We start from the raw sequence: 13,467 nt of genomic DNA on the forward strand, positions 1-13,467 counted from the left end.
CTAATATCTTCAAATGCTTAGACGCTTCTGGCTGTTCTTCGCCCAAGCGGTGACGGTGCTGCTCGCACTGATGTTCATCGTCGCGACGCTCAAGCCGCAGTGGCTGCAACGGCAGGGACAACTCGGCAAGCAGCTCGCATCGCCGATCGTCGCGCTGCGGGAAGTGGCGCCCGGCGTGGGCGGCGCGCCTGCGCAAGCGTCGTATGCGGACGCCGCACAGAAGGCGATGCCTGCGGTCGTCAACGTATTTTCCAGCAAGGACGGCACGCTGCCGTCCGATCCCCGCGCGAAGGATCCGCTCTTCCGCTATTTCTTCGGCGACCGCAACGCGCGCAAGCAGCAGGAAGAACCGGCGGCGAACCTGGGATCGGGCGTCATCGTAAGCGCGGAGGGTTACATTCTAACGAACCAGCACGTCGTCGACGGGGCGGACCAGATCGAAGTCGCGCTCGCCGACGGCCGCACCGCCACCGCGAAAGTGATCGGCAGCGATCCGGAGACCGATCTTGCGGTACTGAAGATCAGCACGCCGAACTTGCCGACGATCACGCTCGGCCGCTCGGATCAATCGCGGGTCGGCGACGTCGTGCTGGCAATCGGCAACCCGTTCGGCGTCGGCCAGACGGTGACGATGGGAATCATCAGCGCGCTCGGGCGCAACCATCTCGGCATCAACACGTTCGAGAACTTCATCCAGACCGACGCGGCGATCAATCCAGGTAATTCGGGCGGCGCGCTCATCGACGTGAACGGCAACCTGCTCGGCATCAACACGGCAATCTACTCGCGCTCGGGAGGCTCGCTCGGCATCGGCTTCGCGATTCCCGTATCGACCGCGCGCAACGTGCTCGAAAGCATCATCACGACGGGTACCGTCACGCGAGGTTGGATCGGCGTCGAGCCGCAGGACGTGACGCCCGAAATCGCCGATTCGTTCAATCTGTCGCAGAAATCGGGGGCGATCGTCGCGGGTGTGCTGCAAGGTGGCCCGGCGGACAAGGCGGGCATCAAGCCGGGCGACATCCTGATGTCGATCGAGAGCGAGCCGATCACCGACACGACGAAGCTCTTGAACGTCGTCGCGCAGATCAAGCCGGGCACGCCGACGAAGGTGCACGTGGTGCGCAAGGGCAAGGAGTTCGACGTGACGGTGGTGATCGGCAAGCGGCCGCCGCCGCCGAAGCAGGCAATGGACGACCAAAGCGACGAGCAGGAGTAAGGGCGCGCGCAGCGGCGCTCGGCGCCGCCCGACAATTCGGCTCCAGGCAGCATCCTGCGGGGCGATCCGGCGTCGAACGGGTTGCCCCATGGTTCCACGCAGGCCACCGGAACCGCGCGCGGCATGCCGAAGAAGATCCGGCAAGCCGCCACGCGCCGCGCCGTTCAACCCGCCGCCGGCGTTCCCTCGTCCTCTTCTTTCGCCTTGGGCGCGCTCACGAACAGGCGCGCGGCGATGATTCCCGCTTCGTAGAGCAGAACGAGCGGCAGCGCGAGCATCAGTTGCGAGAACACGTCAGGCGGCGTAACGACCGCGGCGACGACAAACGCGCCGACAATCACATACGGCCGGATCTCCTTGAGCTTCTTCACGCTCAGCACACCCATGCGCACGAGCAGCACGACGACGACCGGCACTTCGAACGTCACGCCGAACGCGACGAACATGCCGAGCACGAAACTCAGGTAATTGTCGATGTCGGTCGACATTTCGGCGCCGAGCGGCGCGTTGTAATGCGCCATCACGCGGAAAATCGTCGGGAACACGACGAAATACGCAAACGCCATCCCGCAGAGGAACAGCACGTAGCTGCTGCCGACGAGCGGCGCGACAAGCTTCTTCTCGTGCTGGTAAAGGCCTGGCGCGACGAACGCCCAGATCTGGTACAGCACGACGGGCAATGCAATCACGAGCGCGACGAGCATCGTCACCTTCATTGGCACGAAGAACGAGCCGGTGACGTCGGTGACGATCATCTTGCCGCCTTTCGGCAAGTTCTCCATCAACGGCCGCGCAAGCAGCCTGAAAATATCGGGCGCCCAATAGACGAGCCCGACGAACACGACGATCACGGCCGCACCCGCACGGATGATGCGGTCACGCAGTTCGACGAGATGGGAGATGAAGGATTCTTCCGGCGCTTCGTCCGGATTGCGCTGGGGGTCGCTCACACCGGCCCTCGGTTGAAATGATGCACGTGCATCGTCGCTCAGAAGAAGCGCACGGGACGTCGCAGGCTTGCCGGCCGATGCCGCGCGACGCGCGCCGCGCCGGATTGCACTTGAGTACGACGTATGGTCGCACGCTTATACCAGACGGGGGTAGCCGATTTCTTGACGCGCCAGTTGCGCCGCTTGGCCGGCATGGCGGACGCCAAGCGCCACGACGGATCGGCGAGCGGCGCGCCCGCATCGCCCGGCATGCCGCCGGAATCGGCCAAAACGCCGCCGCCCGGCTCGCCCGGCGATACCGCCGATTGCCACGCGGCATTGAGATCGCGCTCATGCTCGCGCAGATTGTCGTGAATCGTATTCTCGACGTTGCGCGCGGCTTGCTCGAAATCGCTCTTCATCGAGCGCAGCGCATCGAGTTCGATCTCACGCGCGACTTCGGACTTCACGTCGTTGATATAGCGCTGCGCGCGCCCGAACAGGGCGCCCGCCGTGCGCGCGACGCGCGGCAGCCGCTCGGGGCCGAGCACGACGAGCGCGACGACGCCGATCAGCGCCATCTTCGAAAGACCGAGATCGAGCATCGCGGCGCCCCGTCAGTTTCGATACGTCACGCCTTGTTCGAGTCCGACGAACGCGCCGCATCCTTCGCGTCGACGTTCACCGAGCCCGAACGCGGTAGTGGCTGCGCATCCGCCGGCGCGTCGGCATCGCGCATGCCGTCCTTGAAGCCCTTGACCGCGCCGCCGAGATCACTGCCGATATTGCGTAGTTTCTTCGTGCCGAACACCAGCGCGACGATCAGCAATACGATCAGCCAATGCCAAATACTCAATCCGCCCATGATGAAACTCTCCTAACCGCGCCGGCCTCGCGGCGCCATTTCTCAATCCGGCCAGCCAGCGCCGGCTTCGCCCGAACGGCGCACGCTCGCCGCTCAACCCATCCGGCGCCACGGACGCGGCCCGGCCAGAACATGCGCATGCAGATGGTAGACCTCCTGTCCACCGCCCGGCCCGGTGTTGATCACGGTCCGGAAGCCGGTTTCGCCGCCAGCGCCGCCGCTCACATACGCACAGCCCAGCTGCTCGGCGAGCCTCGCAACGAGGACCAACATTCTACCAAGCAGCGGCGCGTCTTCCGCGGTGACGGACGACAGCGTCGGCACGTGCCGGCGCGGGATCACGAGCACATGCGTGTCGGCCGCGGGCCGGATGTCGCGAAACGCGACGAATTCGTCGTCCTCGTGTACTTTCGTGCTCGGAATGTCGCCCGCTGCGATCTTGCAAAACAGGCAATTCGGATCGTGACTCATCGTGCTCCCTGACGCGCGCTCGCGTGGATCAGAACCAGGCCTGCGGATCGAGCGTCTTGTTGTCGTTCAAAAACAGCCAACCTTTGATGATGCGATACAGCGTCCAAATCCACACCGCGCCCAGCACGATGAAACCGACGCCGACGATCAGCAGCGCGAACCCGATCAAGTAAGCAATCAGCGCGCGCCAGAACGTGCGGATCTGCCATTCGAAATGCGCTTGATACGCGGTGCCGACCGTATCGTCGCGCTTCACGTAGTTAATGATGATCGCGACGATGCCCGTAATACCACCCGTCAGCCAATGAATCGCATAGAGCAGGTAGAGAATGTGCGTCAATGTACGCAGCGATTGCAGGCGTTCGCTGGAAGCCGCGGTCGAGAGCGACGGCAGCGAATTCGGCGACTCTTGCATGATGCTATTCTCCTTTGATGACAAATTTCACGCGCACGCAATCGCGCACCGCTCTCATCCGCCGTTCGCCTCGCGCTCGCGGCGTTTGCGCAGCGCCTTCTCTTCGATGCCGGACATCCCCTCGCGGCGCTCGAGTTCGGCGAGCACGTCGGCGGGACTGAGATCGAAATGAGACAGCGCGACGAGACAATGAAACCATAGGTCGGCAACTTCGCCGACGAGCGCGGACGGCGCGCCGCCCTGGCGCACGTCCTTCGCGGCGAGCACCACTTCGGTCGCTTCCTCGCCGATTTTCTTCAGCACCGCGTCGTCGCCCTTATGGAAGAGCCGCGACACGTAGGATTGCTCGGGATCGCCGCCCTTGCGGCTGTCGATCACCGCAGCCAGGCGCAGCAGCGTATCGGTGGTCGTCGATTGTGTGGTCATTTGTAGATCTGTTCGGGGTCTTTGAGCACCGGATCGACCGCGATCCATTCGCCGCCGTCGACGGTGCCGTCGAATTTCTGGAAGAAGCACGAGCGCCGGCCAGTGTGGCACGCGATGCCCGCGACCTGCTCGACCTTCAGCAGCACGACGTCCTCGTCGCAATCGAGCCGCACCTCGCGCACATGCTGCACGTGACCCGACTCTTCGCCCTTGAACCACAAGCGCTGCCGCGAGCGTGAAAAATACACCGCGCGCTTGGTCTCGACCGTCTTGGCCAGCGCCTCGCGGTTCATCCACGCGAACATCAGCACGTCACCGGTCGCCGCATCCTGCGCGATCACCGGCACGAGCCCGTTGCCGTCCCAGCGCACCTTGTCGAGCCAGCCGCCCGGCTTGCGTTCGTCATTCATCCCAGCCTCACCGGAATACCGCGCGCGGCCATGAAGCGCTTTGCCTCACCGACCGTGTGCTCGCCATAGTGAAAGATGCTTGCGGCCAACACGGCGTCCGCGCGGCCGTCGATGATGCCCTCAGCCAGATGCTCGAGCGAGCCGACGCCGCCCGATGCGATCACGGGCACCGGCACCGCGTCCGACACCGCGCGCGTGAGAGCGAGATCGAAGCCTGCCTTGGTGCCGTCGCGATCCATGCTCGTCAGCAGGATCTCGCCCGCGCCGAGCCCGGCCATCTTGCGCGCCCATTCCACCGCCTCGAGGCCGGTTTGCTTGCGGCCGCCGTGCGTGAACACTTCCCAGCGCGGCGGCTCGCCATCGGCGGACACGCGCTTCGCGTCGATCGCGACGACGATGCACTGCGAGCCGTATTTATCGGCCGCGTCGCGCACGAGCTGAGGATTCGCGACCGCCGACGAATTCATGCTGACCTTGTCCGCACCGGCATTCAAAAGCCGCCGGACGTCCTCGACCGCGCGCACACCGCCGCCCACCGTGAGCGGGATGAACACCTGCGACGCAACCGCCTCGATGATCGGCAGGATCAGATCGCGGCCGTCCGACGTCGCGGTAATGTCGAGGAACGTGAGTTCGTCGGCGCCTTGCTCGTCGTAGCGACGCGCGATCTCGACGGGATCGCCCGCGTCGCGCAACTCGACGAAATTGACGCCCTTGACGACACGCCCGGCGGTCACGTCGAGACAGGGAATGATGCGTTTAGCTAAAGCCATGATGTTGCGCGGCATGCCGCGAGTAATGCCGGCCACGTTCGCGTGGCCGGCTTGGCGAAAAAACGATCGGCGGATCGGGCGTGCGTCAGGCGTCGTCGAGTTCGCCGCTCAGTTCGTCCGCGCGTTTTTGCGCGGCGGCGAAATCGAGATCGCCCGAGTAGATCGCGCGGCCGCAAATCACGCCTTCGATGCCTTCGTCCTCCACGCTGCAGAGCTTGTCGATATCCGCGAGGTTGGACAGCCCGCCGCTTGCGATCACCGGAATGCTGACCGCCTGCGCGAGCTTGACGGTCGCGTCGATGTTGATGCCTTGCAGCATCCCGTCGCGGCCGATATCGGTGTACACGATCGACTCGACGCCGTAATCCTCGAACTTCTTCGCAAGATCGACCACTTCATGGCCCGTCAGCTTGCTCCAGCCATCGGTTGCAACCTTGCCGTCCTTCGCGTCGAGGCCGACGATGATGCTGCCCGCGAACGCGCTGCACGCGTCCTGCAGAAAGCCCGGGTCCTTCACCGCCGCCGTGCCGATGATCACGTAGGACAACCCGGCATCCAGATATTTCTCGATCGTCTCGAGGCTGCGGATGCCGCCGCCCAGTTGCACGGGAATCTCGTCGCCGACTTCATCGAGAATGGCCTCGATCGCGTCGAGATTTTTCGGCTTGCCGGCGAATGCGCCGTTCAGATCGACGAGATGCAACCGCCGCGCCCCGAGATTGACCCATTTACGGGCCATCGCCGCGGGATCCTCGGAAAAAATCGTCGCCTGGTCCATATCGCCTTGTTTGAGGCGCACACACTGACCGTCTTTAAGATCGATGGCCGGAATCAGCAGCATAGCAATCGGGTGTTATCAGGGGAAAATGAAGTGATCGAAAGGCGTGCGCCGGCCCATCCGGTGCGATGCCGTGTCGCTAGTTTAGTACAACTCGTTGCGCGCAACTGCCCGGAAAGCCCGTGTGACGGGCGTTTTGCGTAAATTGCGTGTCGCTGCCGCGCCACGGTCACGGGTTCCAATGGACAAAATTCCGGTACAGCCGCAAGCCTGCCTGCGCGCTTTTTTCCGGGTGAAATTGGGTCGCGAAGAGATTGTCGCGCGCCACCGCCGACGTAAACACGCCGCCATAATCGGTTTCGCCCGCAATGTGCGCCGGATCGTCCGTTGCGACGTAATAGCTATGCACGAAATAGAAGTAAGCGTCGTCCGGCACGCCGTCCCACAACGGATGCGGCCGCGTCTGGCGCACGCGGTTCCAGCCCATCTGCGGCACCTTGAAGCGCGAGCCGTCGTCCTGCAGCCGGCCGTCAAGCTCGAAGCGCAGCACCTTGCCCGCCATCAGACCGAGGCCCGGCGTATCGCCTTCCGAACTCCAATCGAACAGCATCTGCTCGCCGATGCACACCCCGAGCAGCGGCTTGGTGCGCGCTGCGTCGACCACCGCATCCCTGAGGCCGGACTCGTTCAGGCAGCGCATGCAGTCCGGCATCGCGCCTTGGCCCGGCAGCACGACGCGGTCCGCCGCGCGAATCCCTTCAGGCCGACCGACGATCGCCACGTCGGCGGCTGGCTCCGCTTTCATGAGCGCCTGCGCGACCGAGCGCAGGTTGCCCATCCCATAATCCACAATCGCAATCGAAGTTTTCATGTCAGCTTTGCAAGGGACCGGAGCCGGCGCGGCAGCGCCCGTTCCAGATCGACAAATACTTACCGGGCCGCCCCCGGCAGACAGCCCTGCCCGGCAAGCGTGCCCCATCCGTCGGCAATAGCGGCCCGAGCCGGCGCGGCGGCGGTTTCATTTCAGTCCAGGCAACAAGGCCTTGATGCCGTTGGCAATGAATTCGACGGCCAGCGCGGCCAGCATCAAACCCATCAGCCGCGTGACGATGTTGATGCCGGTGCGGCCGATCCAGTTCGCGATCGGCTCGGCCAGCTGCATCGCACCAAAACACAGCAGCGCGAGCACCGCGCCGATCGCGACGAGCCCGAACCGGTCATACCAGTGGTGAGCGCCCGCCGCATAAACAATCACCGTGCTAATCGAGCCCGGCCCGGTGAGCAGCGGAATGGCAAGCGGAACGACCGCGATGCTGTTCTTCGATTCCGCCTCGTCCCGCTCCTCCGGCGTCGAGCGCGTGTTGCTGGTCTGCGCGTTGAGCATCGAAATCGCCATCAACAGCATGATGATCCCGCCGCCCGCCTGCAGCGAGCCGACCGAAATACCGAAGAAATCGATGATCTGCTGGCCGAGCAACGCCGTCACCGCAATCACGCAGAACACCGACACTGTCGCGATGCGGATGGTGTGATGGCGCTCCGCGTCCGACTGCTGAGCGGTCAGGCTCAGAAAAAACGGCACCGCGCCGAGCGGATTGATCAGCGCGAGCAGTGAAATGAACGATTTGAGCAGGTCCATCGCGATCCGGCGCAACCGCCGAAGCCAGTGGGTCGTTGTCTGTTCAGCCTGAACTCAGAGGCTGCCCTTCGTCGACGGAATCTGCCCCGCCGCGCGTTCGTCCAGCTCCACCGCCATCCTCAGCGCGCGACCGAACGCCTTGAACACCGTCTCGAGCTGATGGTGCGCATTGACGCCGCGCAGATTGTCGATATGCAGCGTCACACCCGCATGATTGACGAAGCCGCGGAAAAATTCGATCGACAGATCGACGTCGAACGTGCCGATCCGCGCGCGCGTGAACGGCACATGGAATTCGAGGCCCGGACGCCCGGAGAAATCGATCACGACGCGCGACAGCGCCTCGTCGAGCGGCACATAAGCATGGCCGTAGCGGCGAATCCCCTTCTTGTCGCCGACCGCTTTCGCCACGGCCTGGCCAAGCGTGATGCCGACGTCCTCGACCGTATGGTGATCGTCGATGTGGGTGTCGCCATGCGCTTCGATATCGAGATCGACGAGACCATGGCGCGCGATCTGATCGAGCATATGGTCGAGAAACGGCACGCCGGTCGCGAGCTTTTGCTTGCCCGCGCCGTCGAGGTCGATCTTCACACGGATCTGCGTTTCGCTAGTGTTGCGAACGACTTGCGCCACGCGCATGGTGATTCCTTGAATTGACTGAATTAAATGGGGACCCGAAACGCGGCGCCCCGAGGTGGCCCGTCAGGGCAGCGCCAGCTTCAACGCGGCCAGAAGACGCGCATTTTCGTCGGGAGACCCAATCGTTATGCGCAAGCAATCGGCCAGCAACGGATGCATTTTACTCACGTTTTTGACCAGCACCCGCTCGGTCAAAAGGACATCGAACGCGGCAGCCGCGTCCGGCACCCGCACCAGCAGGAAATTCGCCGCGCTCGGAAACACCGTCGCGCCCGGCAGCGCGCCGATCGCCTGCGCCAGGCCGGCGCGCGCCGCGCACAACTCGGCGGCCTGCGCATCGAGCACGTCCAGATGCGCAAGCAGATATTCGGCCGCCGCCTGCGTGAGCACGTTGACGTTATAAGGCGGGCGCACCTTGTCGAAGTGCGCGAGCCACGCCGGCCGCCCGACGAGATAGCCCAGGCGGATGCCCGCGAGCCCGAGCTTCGACATCGTGCGCATCACCACCACGTTGTCGAACTCGTCCGCGCGCGGCAGCCAGCTATGCTGCGCGAACGGCTGGTACGCCTCGTCGATCACGACGAGGCTCGCGCGCGCGGCCGCGATGATCCGCTCGATGTCGCGCTGCGCGAACAGCGTGCCTGTCGGGTTGTTCGGGTAGGCGAGATAGACGAGCGCCGGCTGGTGCTCGGCAAGCGCCGCGAGCATCGCGTCGACGTCGAGCGTCAGATCGGCCGCGAGCGGCACGCCGACGAAGTCAAGCTGCGCGAGCCGCGCGAGTTGCTCGTACATCGTGAAGCCCGGCACCGGCGCGAGCACCTTCGCGCCCGGTTTCGCGCATGCGGTCGCGAGCATCGCGATAATTTCGTCCGAGCCGTTGCCAAGCAGCACGTCGCAGCCGGCGGGCACGCGCATCGCCGTGCGCAGCGCGTCGATCAGCGCGGCGGGACGCGGCGCCGGATAGCGGTTCAGCGCGACCTGCGCAAGGCGCGCGCCGAGCCCGGCCGCGAGCGGCTGGGGCAGCCCATACGGGTTCTCCATCGCGTCGAGCTTCACGAAGCCCGTCGCGTCGGGCACCGGATAGCTGGTCATCGCGAGCACGTCGCGGCGAATGATGTCTTCTGGCGTGGTCATGGCGGCGGCGGCGTCATGCGCCGCATGGTTCCGGCAAAGCGCGCCCGCGCGAGGCCCGGCATCGCGCGAGACGGCTCGGCCGGCCGGGTCTCGGGGGATCGTCTTTCTGGTTGCTCCAGCTCGCGTCGCGCTTGCGCGGCGCTCAGCCGTTTTGTCTCATCCGGTATTCGGCGCTTTTCGCATGCGCCTGCAATCCTTCCCCGTAAGCAAGCTCGGAGGCGATCTCGCCAAGCGTTTGCGCACCTTCCGCGCTGACTTCGATCACGCTCGAACGCTTGAAGAAATCGTAGACCCCGAGCGGCGACGAGAACCGCGCGGTGCGCGACGTCGGCAGCACGTGGTTCGGGCCCGCGCAATAGTCGCCGAGACTCTCGCTCGTGTAGCGGCCGAGGAAGATCGCGCCCGCATGACGGATCAGCTTGCTCCATTGCTGCGGCTCGAGCGCGGAGATCTCGAGGTGCTCGGGCGCGATGTCGTTCGCGATCCTGCACGCCTGCTCCATGTCGCGCACCTTGACGAGCGCGCCGCGGCCTTCGAGCGACGCGCGGATCACATCCTGGCGCGGCATCGACGGCAGCAGCTCGTCGATCGCCTTCTCGACGCGCGCGATGAACGCGTCGTCCGGGCACAGCAGGATCGATTGCGCAAGCTCGTCGTGCTCGGCCTGCGAGAACAAATCCATCGCGACCCAATGCGGATCGGTCGTGCCGTCGCACAGCACGAGGATTTCCGACGGCCCGGCAATCATGTCGATGCCGACCGTGCCGAACACGCGGCGCTTCGCCGACGCGACATAGGCGTTGCCCGGCCCGCAAATCTTGTCGACGGCAGGCACCGTCTCGGTGCCGTATGCGAGCGCGGCCACGGCCTGCGCGCCGCCGATCGTGAACACGCGGTCGACGCCGCCCAACAGCGCCGCGGCGAGCACCAGATCGTTCTTCACGCCGTCCGGCGTCGGCACGACCATCACGATCTCGCCGACGCCCGCGACCCGCGCCGGAATCGCATTCATCAGCACCGACGACGGATAAGCAGCCTTGCCGCCCGGCACGTACAGGCCGACGCGGTCGAGCGGCGTCACTTTCTGCCCGAGCACCGTGCCGTCGGCTTCCGTGTATTGCCAGCTATGGCTGCCGCATTCGATCTTCTGCTTCTCGTGATAGGCGCGCACGCGCGCGGCGGCAGCCTCCAGCGCCGCACGGCGCTTCGGCTCCAGACCGTCGAGCGCCGTCTGCAGCGCGTCGAGCGGCAGCTCGAGCGCCGCGACGTTCGACGCGTCGAGCCGGTCGAAGCGGTTCGTGTAGTCGAGCACCGCGGCGTCGCCGCGCGCCTTCACGTCCGCCAGAATCTGCGCGACCGAGCGCTCGATCGCGTCGTCCTCGCTCGCCTCGAACGCAAGCACCGTGCGTAGTTCGGCGTCGAAACCCTCGTTTGCCGAATCGAGTTTGCGAATCTTGATAGCCATGCTGTCATCCGTTCCGTAATACGCCGAAAGCCTTTCAGGGTCAGATTCCGTCTCGCCTGGACGCACGTTCGAACGCGTCGAGGAACGGCTTCAGCGCGGCGCGCTTGAGCTTCAGCGCGGCCTGGTTCACGACGAGGCGTGACGAGATCGGCATGATCTCCTCGACCTCGACCAAATTGTTCGCCTTCAACGTGCCGCCCGAGCTCACCAGATCGACGATCGCGTCGGCAAGGCCGACGAGCGGCGCAAGCTCCATCGAACCGTACAGTTTGATCAGGTCGACGTGCACCCCCTTCGCGGCGAAATGCTCGCGGGCGGTCTGCACGTACTTCGTCGCCACGCGCAACCGCGCGCCCTGGCGCACCGCGTTCGCATAATCAAAGCCCGCCGGCACCGCCACCGACATCCGGCAGCGCGCGATGTCCAGGTCGATCGGCTGGTAGAGCCCCGAGCCGCCGTGCTCGATCAGCACGTCCTTGCCGGCCACGCCGAAATCGGCCGCGCCGTACTCGACGTAGGTGGGCACGTCCGTCGCCCGCACGACGATCACGCGCAGGTTCGGATCGGTGGTCGGCAGGATCAGCTTGCGCGAACGCTCCGGATCCTCGGCGACCGTCACGCCCGCTGCCGCGAGCAGCGGCACGGTTTCCTCAAAGATACGCCCTTTCGACAACGCCAGCGTCAACGGTGCGCTCGTCATGCTTGGCTCCCCGAAATACGGCGCACGCTCGCGCCGACGGCCGTCAGCTTCGCTTCCATCCGGTCGTAGCCACGGTCGAGATGATAGATCCGCTCGACGAGCGTCTCGCCGTGCGCGGTCAGCCCCGCGATCACGAGGCTCGCGGACGCGCGCAGGTCGGTCGCCATCACGTTCGCGCCGGACAGCCTCGGCACGCCCGCGACGAGCGCCGTGTTGCCGTCGATCGTGATATTCGCGCCGAGCCGGTTCAACTCCTGCACGTGCATGAAACGGTTCTCGAAAATCGTCTCGATCACCGGCGCGGTGCCGTCCGCGACCGTGTTGAGCGCCATGAACTGCGCCTGCATGTCGGTCGGAAACGCCGGATATTCGGACGTGCGGATCGCCACCGCCCGCGGGCGGCGGTCCATCCGCACGCGCAGCCAATCGTCGCCTTCGTCGATCGTCACACCGGCTTCGCGCAGCTTGTCGATCACCGCGTCGAGAATGTGCGCGCGCATGCCGGTCAGCGTCACGTCGCCGCCCGCCGCCGCGACCGCGCACAGGAACGTGCCTGCCTCGATCCGGTCCGCAATCACCGTGTGCGCCGCGCCGTGCAGCGCGTCGACGCCTTGGATCACGAGCCGGTCGGTGCCGATCCCGTCGATGCGCGCGCCCATCGCGACGAGCAGGCGCGCGAGATCGGCCACTTCCGGCTCGCGCGCGGCATTCTCGATCACCGTCTCGCCGTCGGCAAGCGTCGCCGCCATCAGCAGGTTCTCGGTGCCGGTGACGGTGATCATGTCGGTGACGATCCGCGCGCCCTTCAGACGTTTCGCGCGCGCCTCGATGTAGCCGTGTTCGATCTGAATCTCCGCGCCCATCGCCTGCAGGCCCTTGATGTGCTGATCCACCGGCCGCGCGCCGATCGCGCAACCGCCCGGCAGCGACACCTTCGCATAACCGAAGCGCGCAACGAGCGGCCCGAGCACGAGAATCGACGCGCGCATCGTCTTCACGAGTTCGTAGGGCGCGACCGGATTGTCGACGCGCGATGCGTCGAGCGCGACGCGCGCGCCGCCCGTCTCTTCGCGCACCCCCATCTGGGCGAGCAGCTTGAGCATCGTGCGCACGTCCTTCAGGTCCGGCACGTTGTCCAGATGAACGGGTTGCGCGCTCAAAAGGCTCGCGCAAAGAATCGGCAGCGCCGCATTCTTCGCGCCCGACACCGCGATCTCGCCGGCCAGACGCCGGCCGCCGTCGATCGCGAGCTTGTCCATCCCTGATCCCTGCGCTTCCCGATTATCGGCCGGGGCTACCGTGGCGACGCGCTCGACGGCGTCGCGTTCGTTGACGGTGACTTGCACTAGGCGTTTCCGGTTATACGTTCTGCCATTCGGCGGGCGTCAGCGTTTTCATGCTGAGCGCGTGGATTTCCTGCTTCATGCGCTCGCCGAGCGCCGCATACACGAGCTGATGCCGCGCGACCGGCCGCTTGCCCTCGAACGCGGGCGACACGATCGTCGCGTAAAAATGCTGGCCGTCGCCTTCGACTTCCAGATGAGTGCAGGCAAGGCCCGCCTCGATGTATTGCTTGACCTGTTCGGGAGTCGGCAACATGA

General features: G+C 65.2%; 18 protein-coding genes. 1 reads left to right on the plus strand and 17 read right to left on the minus strand.

Annotation, left to right across the window (positions count from 1 at the left end):
- The first annotated feature begins 13 nt into the window (after positions 1 to 13).
- Positions 14 to 1,219 (plus strand): Do family serine endopeptidase, encoded by a 1,206-nt coding sequence (locus BSIN_RS03280; RefSeq protein WP_089339504.1) that lies wholly within the window; start codon positions 14 to 16, stop codon positions 1,217 to 1,219.
- A gap of 164 nt (positions 1,220 to 1,383) precedes the next feature.
- Here the strand turns inward: BSIN_RS03280 and tatC are convergent, their stop codons facing one another.
- From tatC to BSIN_RS03365, 17 genes are all read right to left on the minus strand, one after another.
- Positions 1,384 to 2,169 (minus strand): twin-arginine translocase subunit TatC, encoded by a 786-nt coding sequence (tatC, locus tag BSIN_RS03285; RefSeq protein WP_089339505.1) that lies wholly within the window; start codon positions 2,167 to 2,169, stop codon positions 1,384 to 1,386.
- A 38-nt stretch (positions 2,170 to 2,207) separates the two neighbouring features.
- Positions 2,208 to 2,753, minus strand: a complete 546-nt coding sequence (gene tatB / locus BSIN_RS03290; RefSeq protein WP_089339506.1) for a Sec-independent protein translocase protein TatB — start codon at positions 2,751 to 2,753, stop codon at positions 2,208 to 2,210.
- Positions 2,754 to 2,779: 26 nt separating this feature from the next.
- Positions 2,780 to 3,013, minus strand: a complete 234-nt coding sequence (tatA, locus tag BSIN_RS03295) for a Sec-independent protein translocase subunit TatA (protein WP_089339507.1) — start codon at positions 3,011 to 3,013, stop codon at positions 2,780 to 2,782.
- 93 nt (positions 3,014 to 3,106) lie between these two features.
- Entirely contained in the window at positions 3,107 to 3,484 is a 378-nt protein-coding gene (locus BSIN_RS03300) for a histidine triad nucleotide-binding protein (RefSeq protein ID WP_089339508.1), read from the minus strand.
- Between the two features lie 28 nt (positions 3,485 to 3,512).
- Complete coding sequence (locus BSIN_RS03305; protein ID WP_059512384.1) at positions 3,513 to 3,899, minus strand: DUF4870 family protein; 387 nt, start codon at positions 3,897 to 3,899, stop codon at positions 3,513 to 3,515.
- Between the two features lie 54 nt (positions 3,900 to 3,953).
- Positions 3,954 to 4,325 (minus strand): phosphoribosyl-ATP diphosphatase, encoded by a 372-nt coding sequence (locus tag BSIN_RS03310; RefSeq protein ID WP_059512385.1) that lies wholly within the window; start codon positions 4,323 to 4,325, stop codon positions 3,954 to 3,956.
- The gene (hisI, locus tag BSIN_RS03315) at positions 4,322 to 4,735 is read right to left on the minus strand and encodes a phosphoribosyl-AMP cyclohydrolase (RefSeq protein ID WP_059570978.1); all 414 of its coding nucleotides are present in this window, start codon (positions 4,733 to 4,735) and stop codon (positions 4,322 to 4,324) included. Before hisI ends, BSIN_RS03310 begins: the two co-directional genes overlap by 4 nt.
- The gene (hisF, locus tag BSIN_RS03320) at positions 4,732 to 5,508 is read right to left on the minus strand and encodes an imidazole glycerol phosphate synthase subunit HisF (protein WP_059571000.1); all 777 of its coding nucleotides are present in this window, start codon (positions 5,506 to 5,508) and stop codon (positions 4,732 to 4,734) included. Before hisF ends, hisI begins: the two co-directional genes overlap by 4 nt.
- An 85-nt stretch (positions 5,509 to 5,593) precedes the next feature.
- Positions 5,594 to 6,349, minus strand: a complete 756-nt coding sequence (gene hisA / locus BSIN_RS03325) for a 1-(5-phosphoribosyl)-5-[(5-phosphoribosylamino)methylideneamino]imidazole-4-carboxamide isomerase (protein WP_059512387.1) — start codon at positions 6,347 to 6,349, stop codon at positions 5,594 to 5,596.
- A 166-nt stretch (positions 6,350 to 6,515) separates the two neighbouring features.
- A complete protein-coding gene (gene hisH, locus BSIN_RS03330; protein ID WP_089339509.1) occupies positions 6,516 to 7,157 on the minus strand; it encodes an imidazole glycerol phosphate synthase subunit HisH in 642 nt (213 codons plus the stop codon).
- Positions 7,158 to 7,304: 147 nt separating this feature from the next.
- Entirely contained in the window at positions 7,305 to 7,925 is a 621-nt protein-coding gene (locus BSIN_RS03335; RefSeq protein WP_059512389.1) for a YchE family NAAT transporter, read from the minus strand.
- Positions 7,926 to 7,979: 54 nt separating this feature from the next.
- Positions 7,980 to 8,567, minus strand: coding sequence for an imidazoleglycerol-phosphate dehydratase HisB (gene hisB, locus BSIN_RS03340; RefSeq protein ID WP_059512390.1), 588 nt, complete (start codon positions 8,565 to 8,567; stop codon positions 7,980 to 7,982).
- A gap of 63 nt (positions 8,568 to 8,630) precedes the next feature.
- The gene (gene hisC, locus BSIN_RS03345) at positions 8,631 to 9,701 is read right to left on the minus strand and encodes a histidinol-phosphate transaminase (protein WP_089339510.1); all 1,071 of its coding nucleotides are present in this window, start codon (positions 9,699 to 9,701) and stop codon (positions 8,631 to 8,633) included.
- A 142-nt stretch (positions 9,702 to 9,843) separates the two neighbouring features.
- Positions 9,844 to 11,166 carry a histidinol dehydrogenase gene (gene hisD / locus BSIN_RS03350; protein ID WP_089339511.1) on the minus strand — a complete coding sequence of 441 codons (1,323 nt, stop codon included), beginning with the start codon at positions 11,164 to 11,166 and terminating at the stop codon, positions 9,844 to 9,846.
- 40 nt (positions 11,167 to 11,206) lie between these two features.
- Positions 11,207 to 11,866 (minus strand): ATP phosphoribosyltransferase, encoded by a 660-nt coding sequence (hisG, locus tag BSIN_RS03355; protein WP_059512393.1) that lies wholly within the window; start codon positions 11,864 to 11,866, stop codon positions 11,207 to 11,209.
- The gene (murA, locus tag BSIN_RS03360; protein ID WP_502213864.1) at positions 11,863 to 13,125 is read right to left on the minus strand and encodes a UDP-N-acetylglucosamine 1-carboxyvinyltransferase; all 1,263 of its coding nucleotides are present in this window, start codon (positions 13,123 to 13,125) and stop codon (positions 11,863 to 11,865) included. The genes hisG and murA overlap by 4 nt, the downstream gene beginning before the upstream one ends.
- Before the next feature lie 100 nt (positions 13,126 to 13,225).
- Complete coding sequence (locus BSIN_RS03365; RefSeq protein WP_059512395.1) at positions 13,226 to 13,465, minus strand: BolA family protein; 240 nt, start codon at positions 13,463 to 13,465, stop codon at positions 13,226 to 13,228.
- Positions 13,466 to 13,467 lie beyond the last annotated feature (2 nt).

Source organism: Burkholderia singularis (assembly GCF_900176645.1).
GTDB lineage: Bacteria > Pseudomonadota > Gammaproteobacteria > Burkholderiales > Burkholderiaceae > Burkholderia > Burkholderia singularis.

Bases quoted from the DNA above. Each gene is read 5' to 3' on its own strand.
- BSIN_RS03280 (WP_089339504.1), top strand. From the start codon at position 14: ATGCTTAGACGCTTCTGGCTGTTCTTCGCCCAAGCGGTGACGGTGCTG.
- tatB (WP_089339506.1), bottom strand. From the start codon at position 2,753: ATGCTCGATCTCGGTCTTTCGAAGATGGCGCTGATCGGCGTCGTCGCG.
- tatA (WP_089339507.1), bottom strand. From the start codon at position 3,013: ATGGGCGGATTGAGTATTTGGCATTGGCTGATCGTATTGCTGATCGTC.
- BSIN_RS03300 (WP_089339508.1), bottom strand. From the start codon at position 3,484: ATGAGTCACGATCCGAATTGCCTGTTTTGCAAGATCGCAGCGGGCGAC.
- BSIN_RS03305 (WP_059512384.1), bottom strand. From the start codon at position 3,899: ATGCAAGAGTCGCCGAATTCGCTGCCGTCGCTCTCGACCGCGGCTTCC.
- BSIN_RS03310 (WP_059512385.1), bottom strand. From the start codon at position 4,325: ATGACCACACAATCGACGACCACCGATACGCTGCTGCGCCTGGCTGCG.
- hisI (WP_059570978.1), bottom strand. From the start codon at position 4,735: ATGAATGACGAACGCAAGCCGGGCGGCTGGCTCGACAAGGTGCGCTGG.
- hisF (WP_059571000.1), bottom strand. From the start codon at position 5,508: ATGGCTTTAGCTAAACGCATCATTCCCTGTCTCGACGTGACCGCCGGG.
- hisA (WP_059512387.1), bottom strand. From the start codon at position 6,349: ATGCTGCTGATTCCGGCCATCGATCTTAAAGACGGTCAGTGTGTGCGC.
- hisH (WP_089339509.1), bottom strand. From the start codon at position 7,157: ATGAAAACTTCGATTGCGATTGTGGATTATGGGATGGGCAACCTGCGC.
- BSIN_RS03335 (WP_059512389.1), bottom strand. From the start codon at position 7,925: ATGGACCTGCTCAAATCGTTCATTTCACTGCTCGCGCTGATCAATCCG.
- hisB (WP_059512390.1), bottom strand. From the start codon at position 8,567: ATGCGCGTGGCGCAAGTCGTTCGCAACACTAGCGAAACGCAGATCCGT.
- hisC (WP_089339510.1), bottom strand. From the start codon at position 9,701: ATGACCACGCCAGAAGACATCATTCGCCGCGACGTGCTCGCGATGACC.
- hisD (WP_089339511.1), bottom strand. From the start codon at position 11,166: ATGGCTATCAAGATTCGCAAACTCGATTCGGCAAACGAGGGTTTCGAC.
- hisG (WP_059512393.1), bottom strand. From the start codon at position 11,866: ATGACGAGCGCACCGTTGACGCTGGCGTTGTCGAAAGGGCGTATCTTT.
- murA (WP_502213864.1), bottom strand. From the start codon at position 13,125: ATGGACAAGCTCGCGATCGACGGCGGCCGGCGTCTGGCCGGCGAGATC.
- BSIN_RS03365 (WP_059512395.1), bottom strand. From the start codon at position 13,465: ATGTTGCCGACTCCCGAACAGGTCAAGCAATACATCGAGGCGGGCCTT.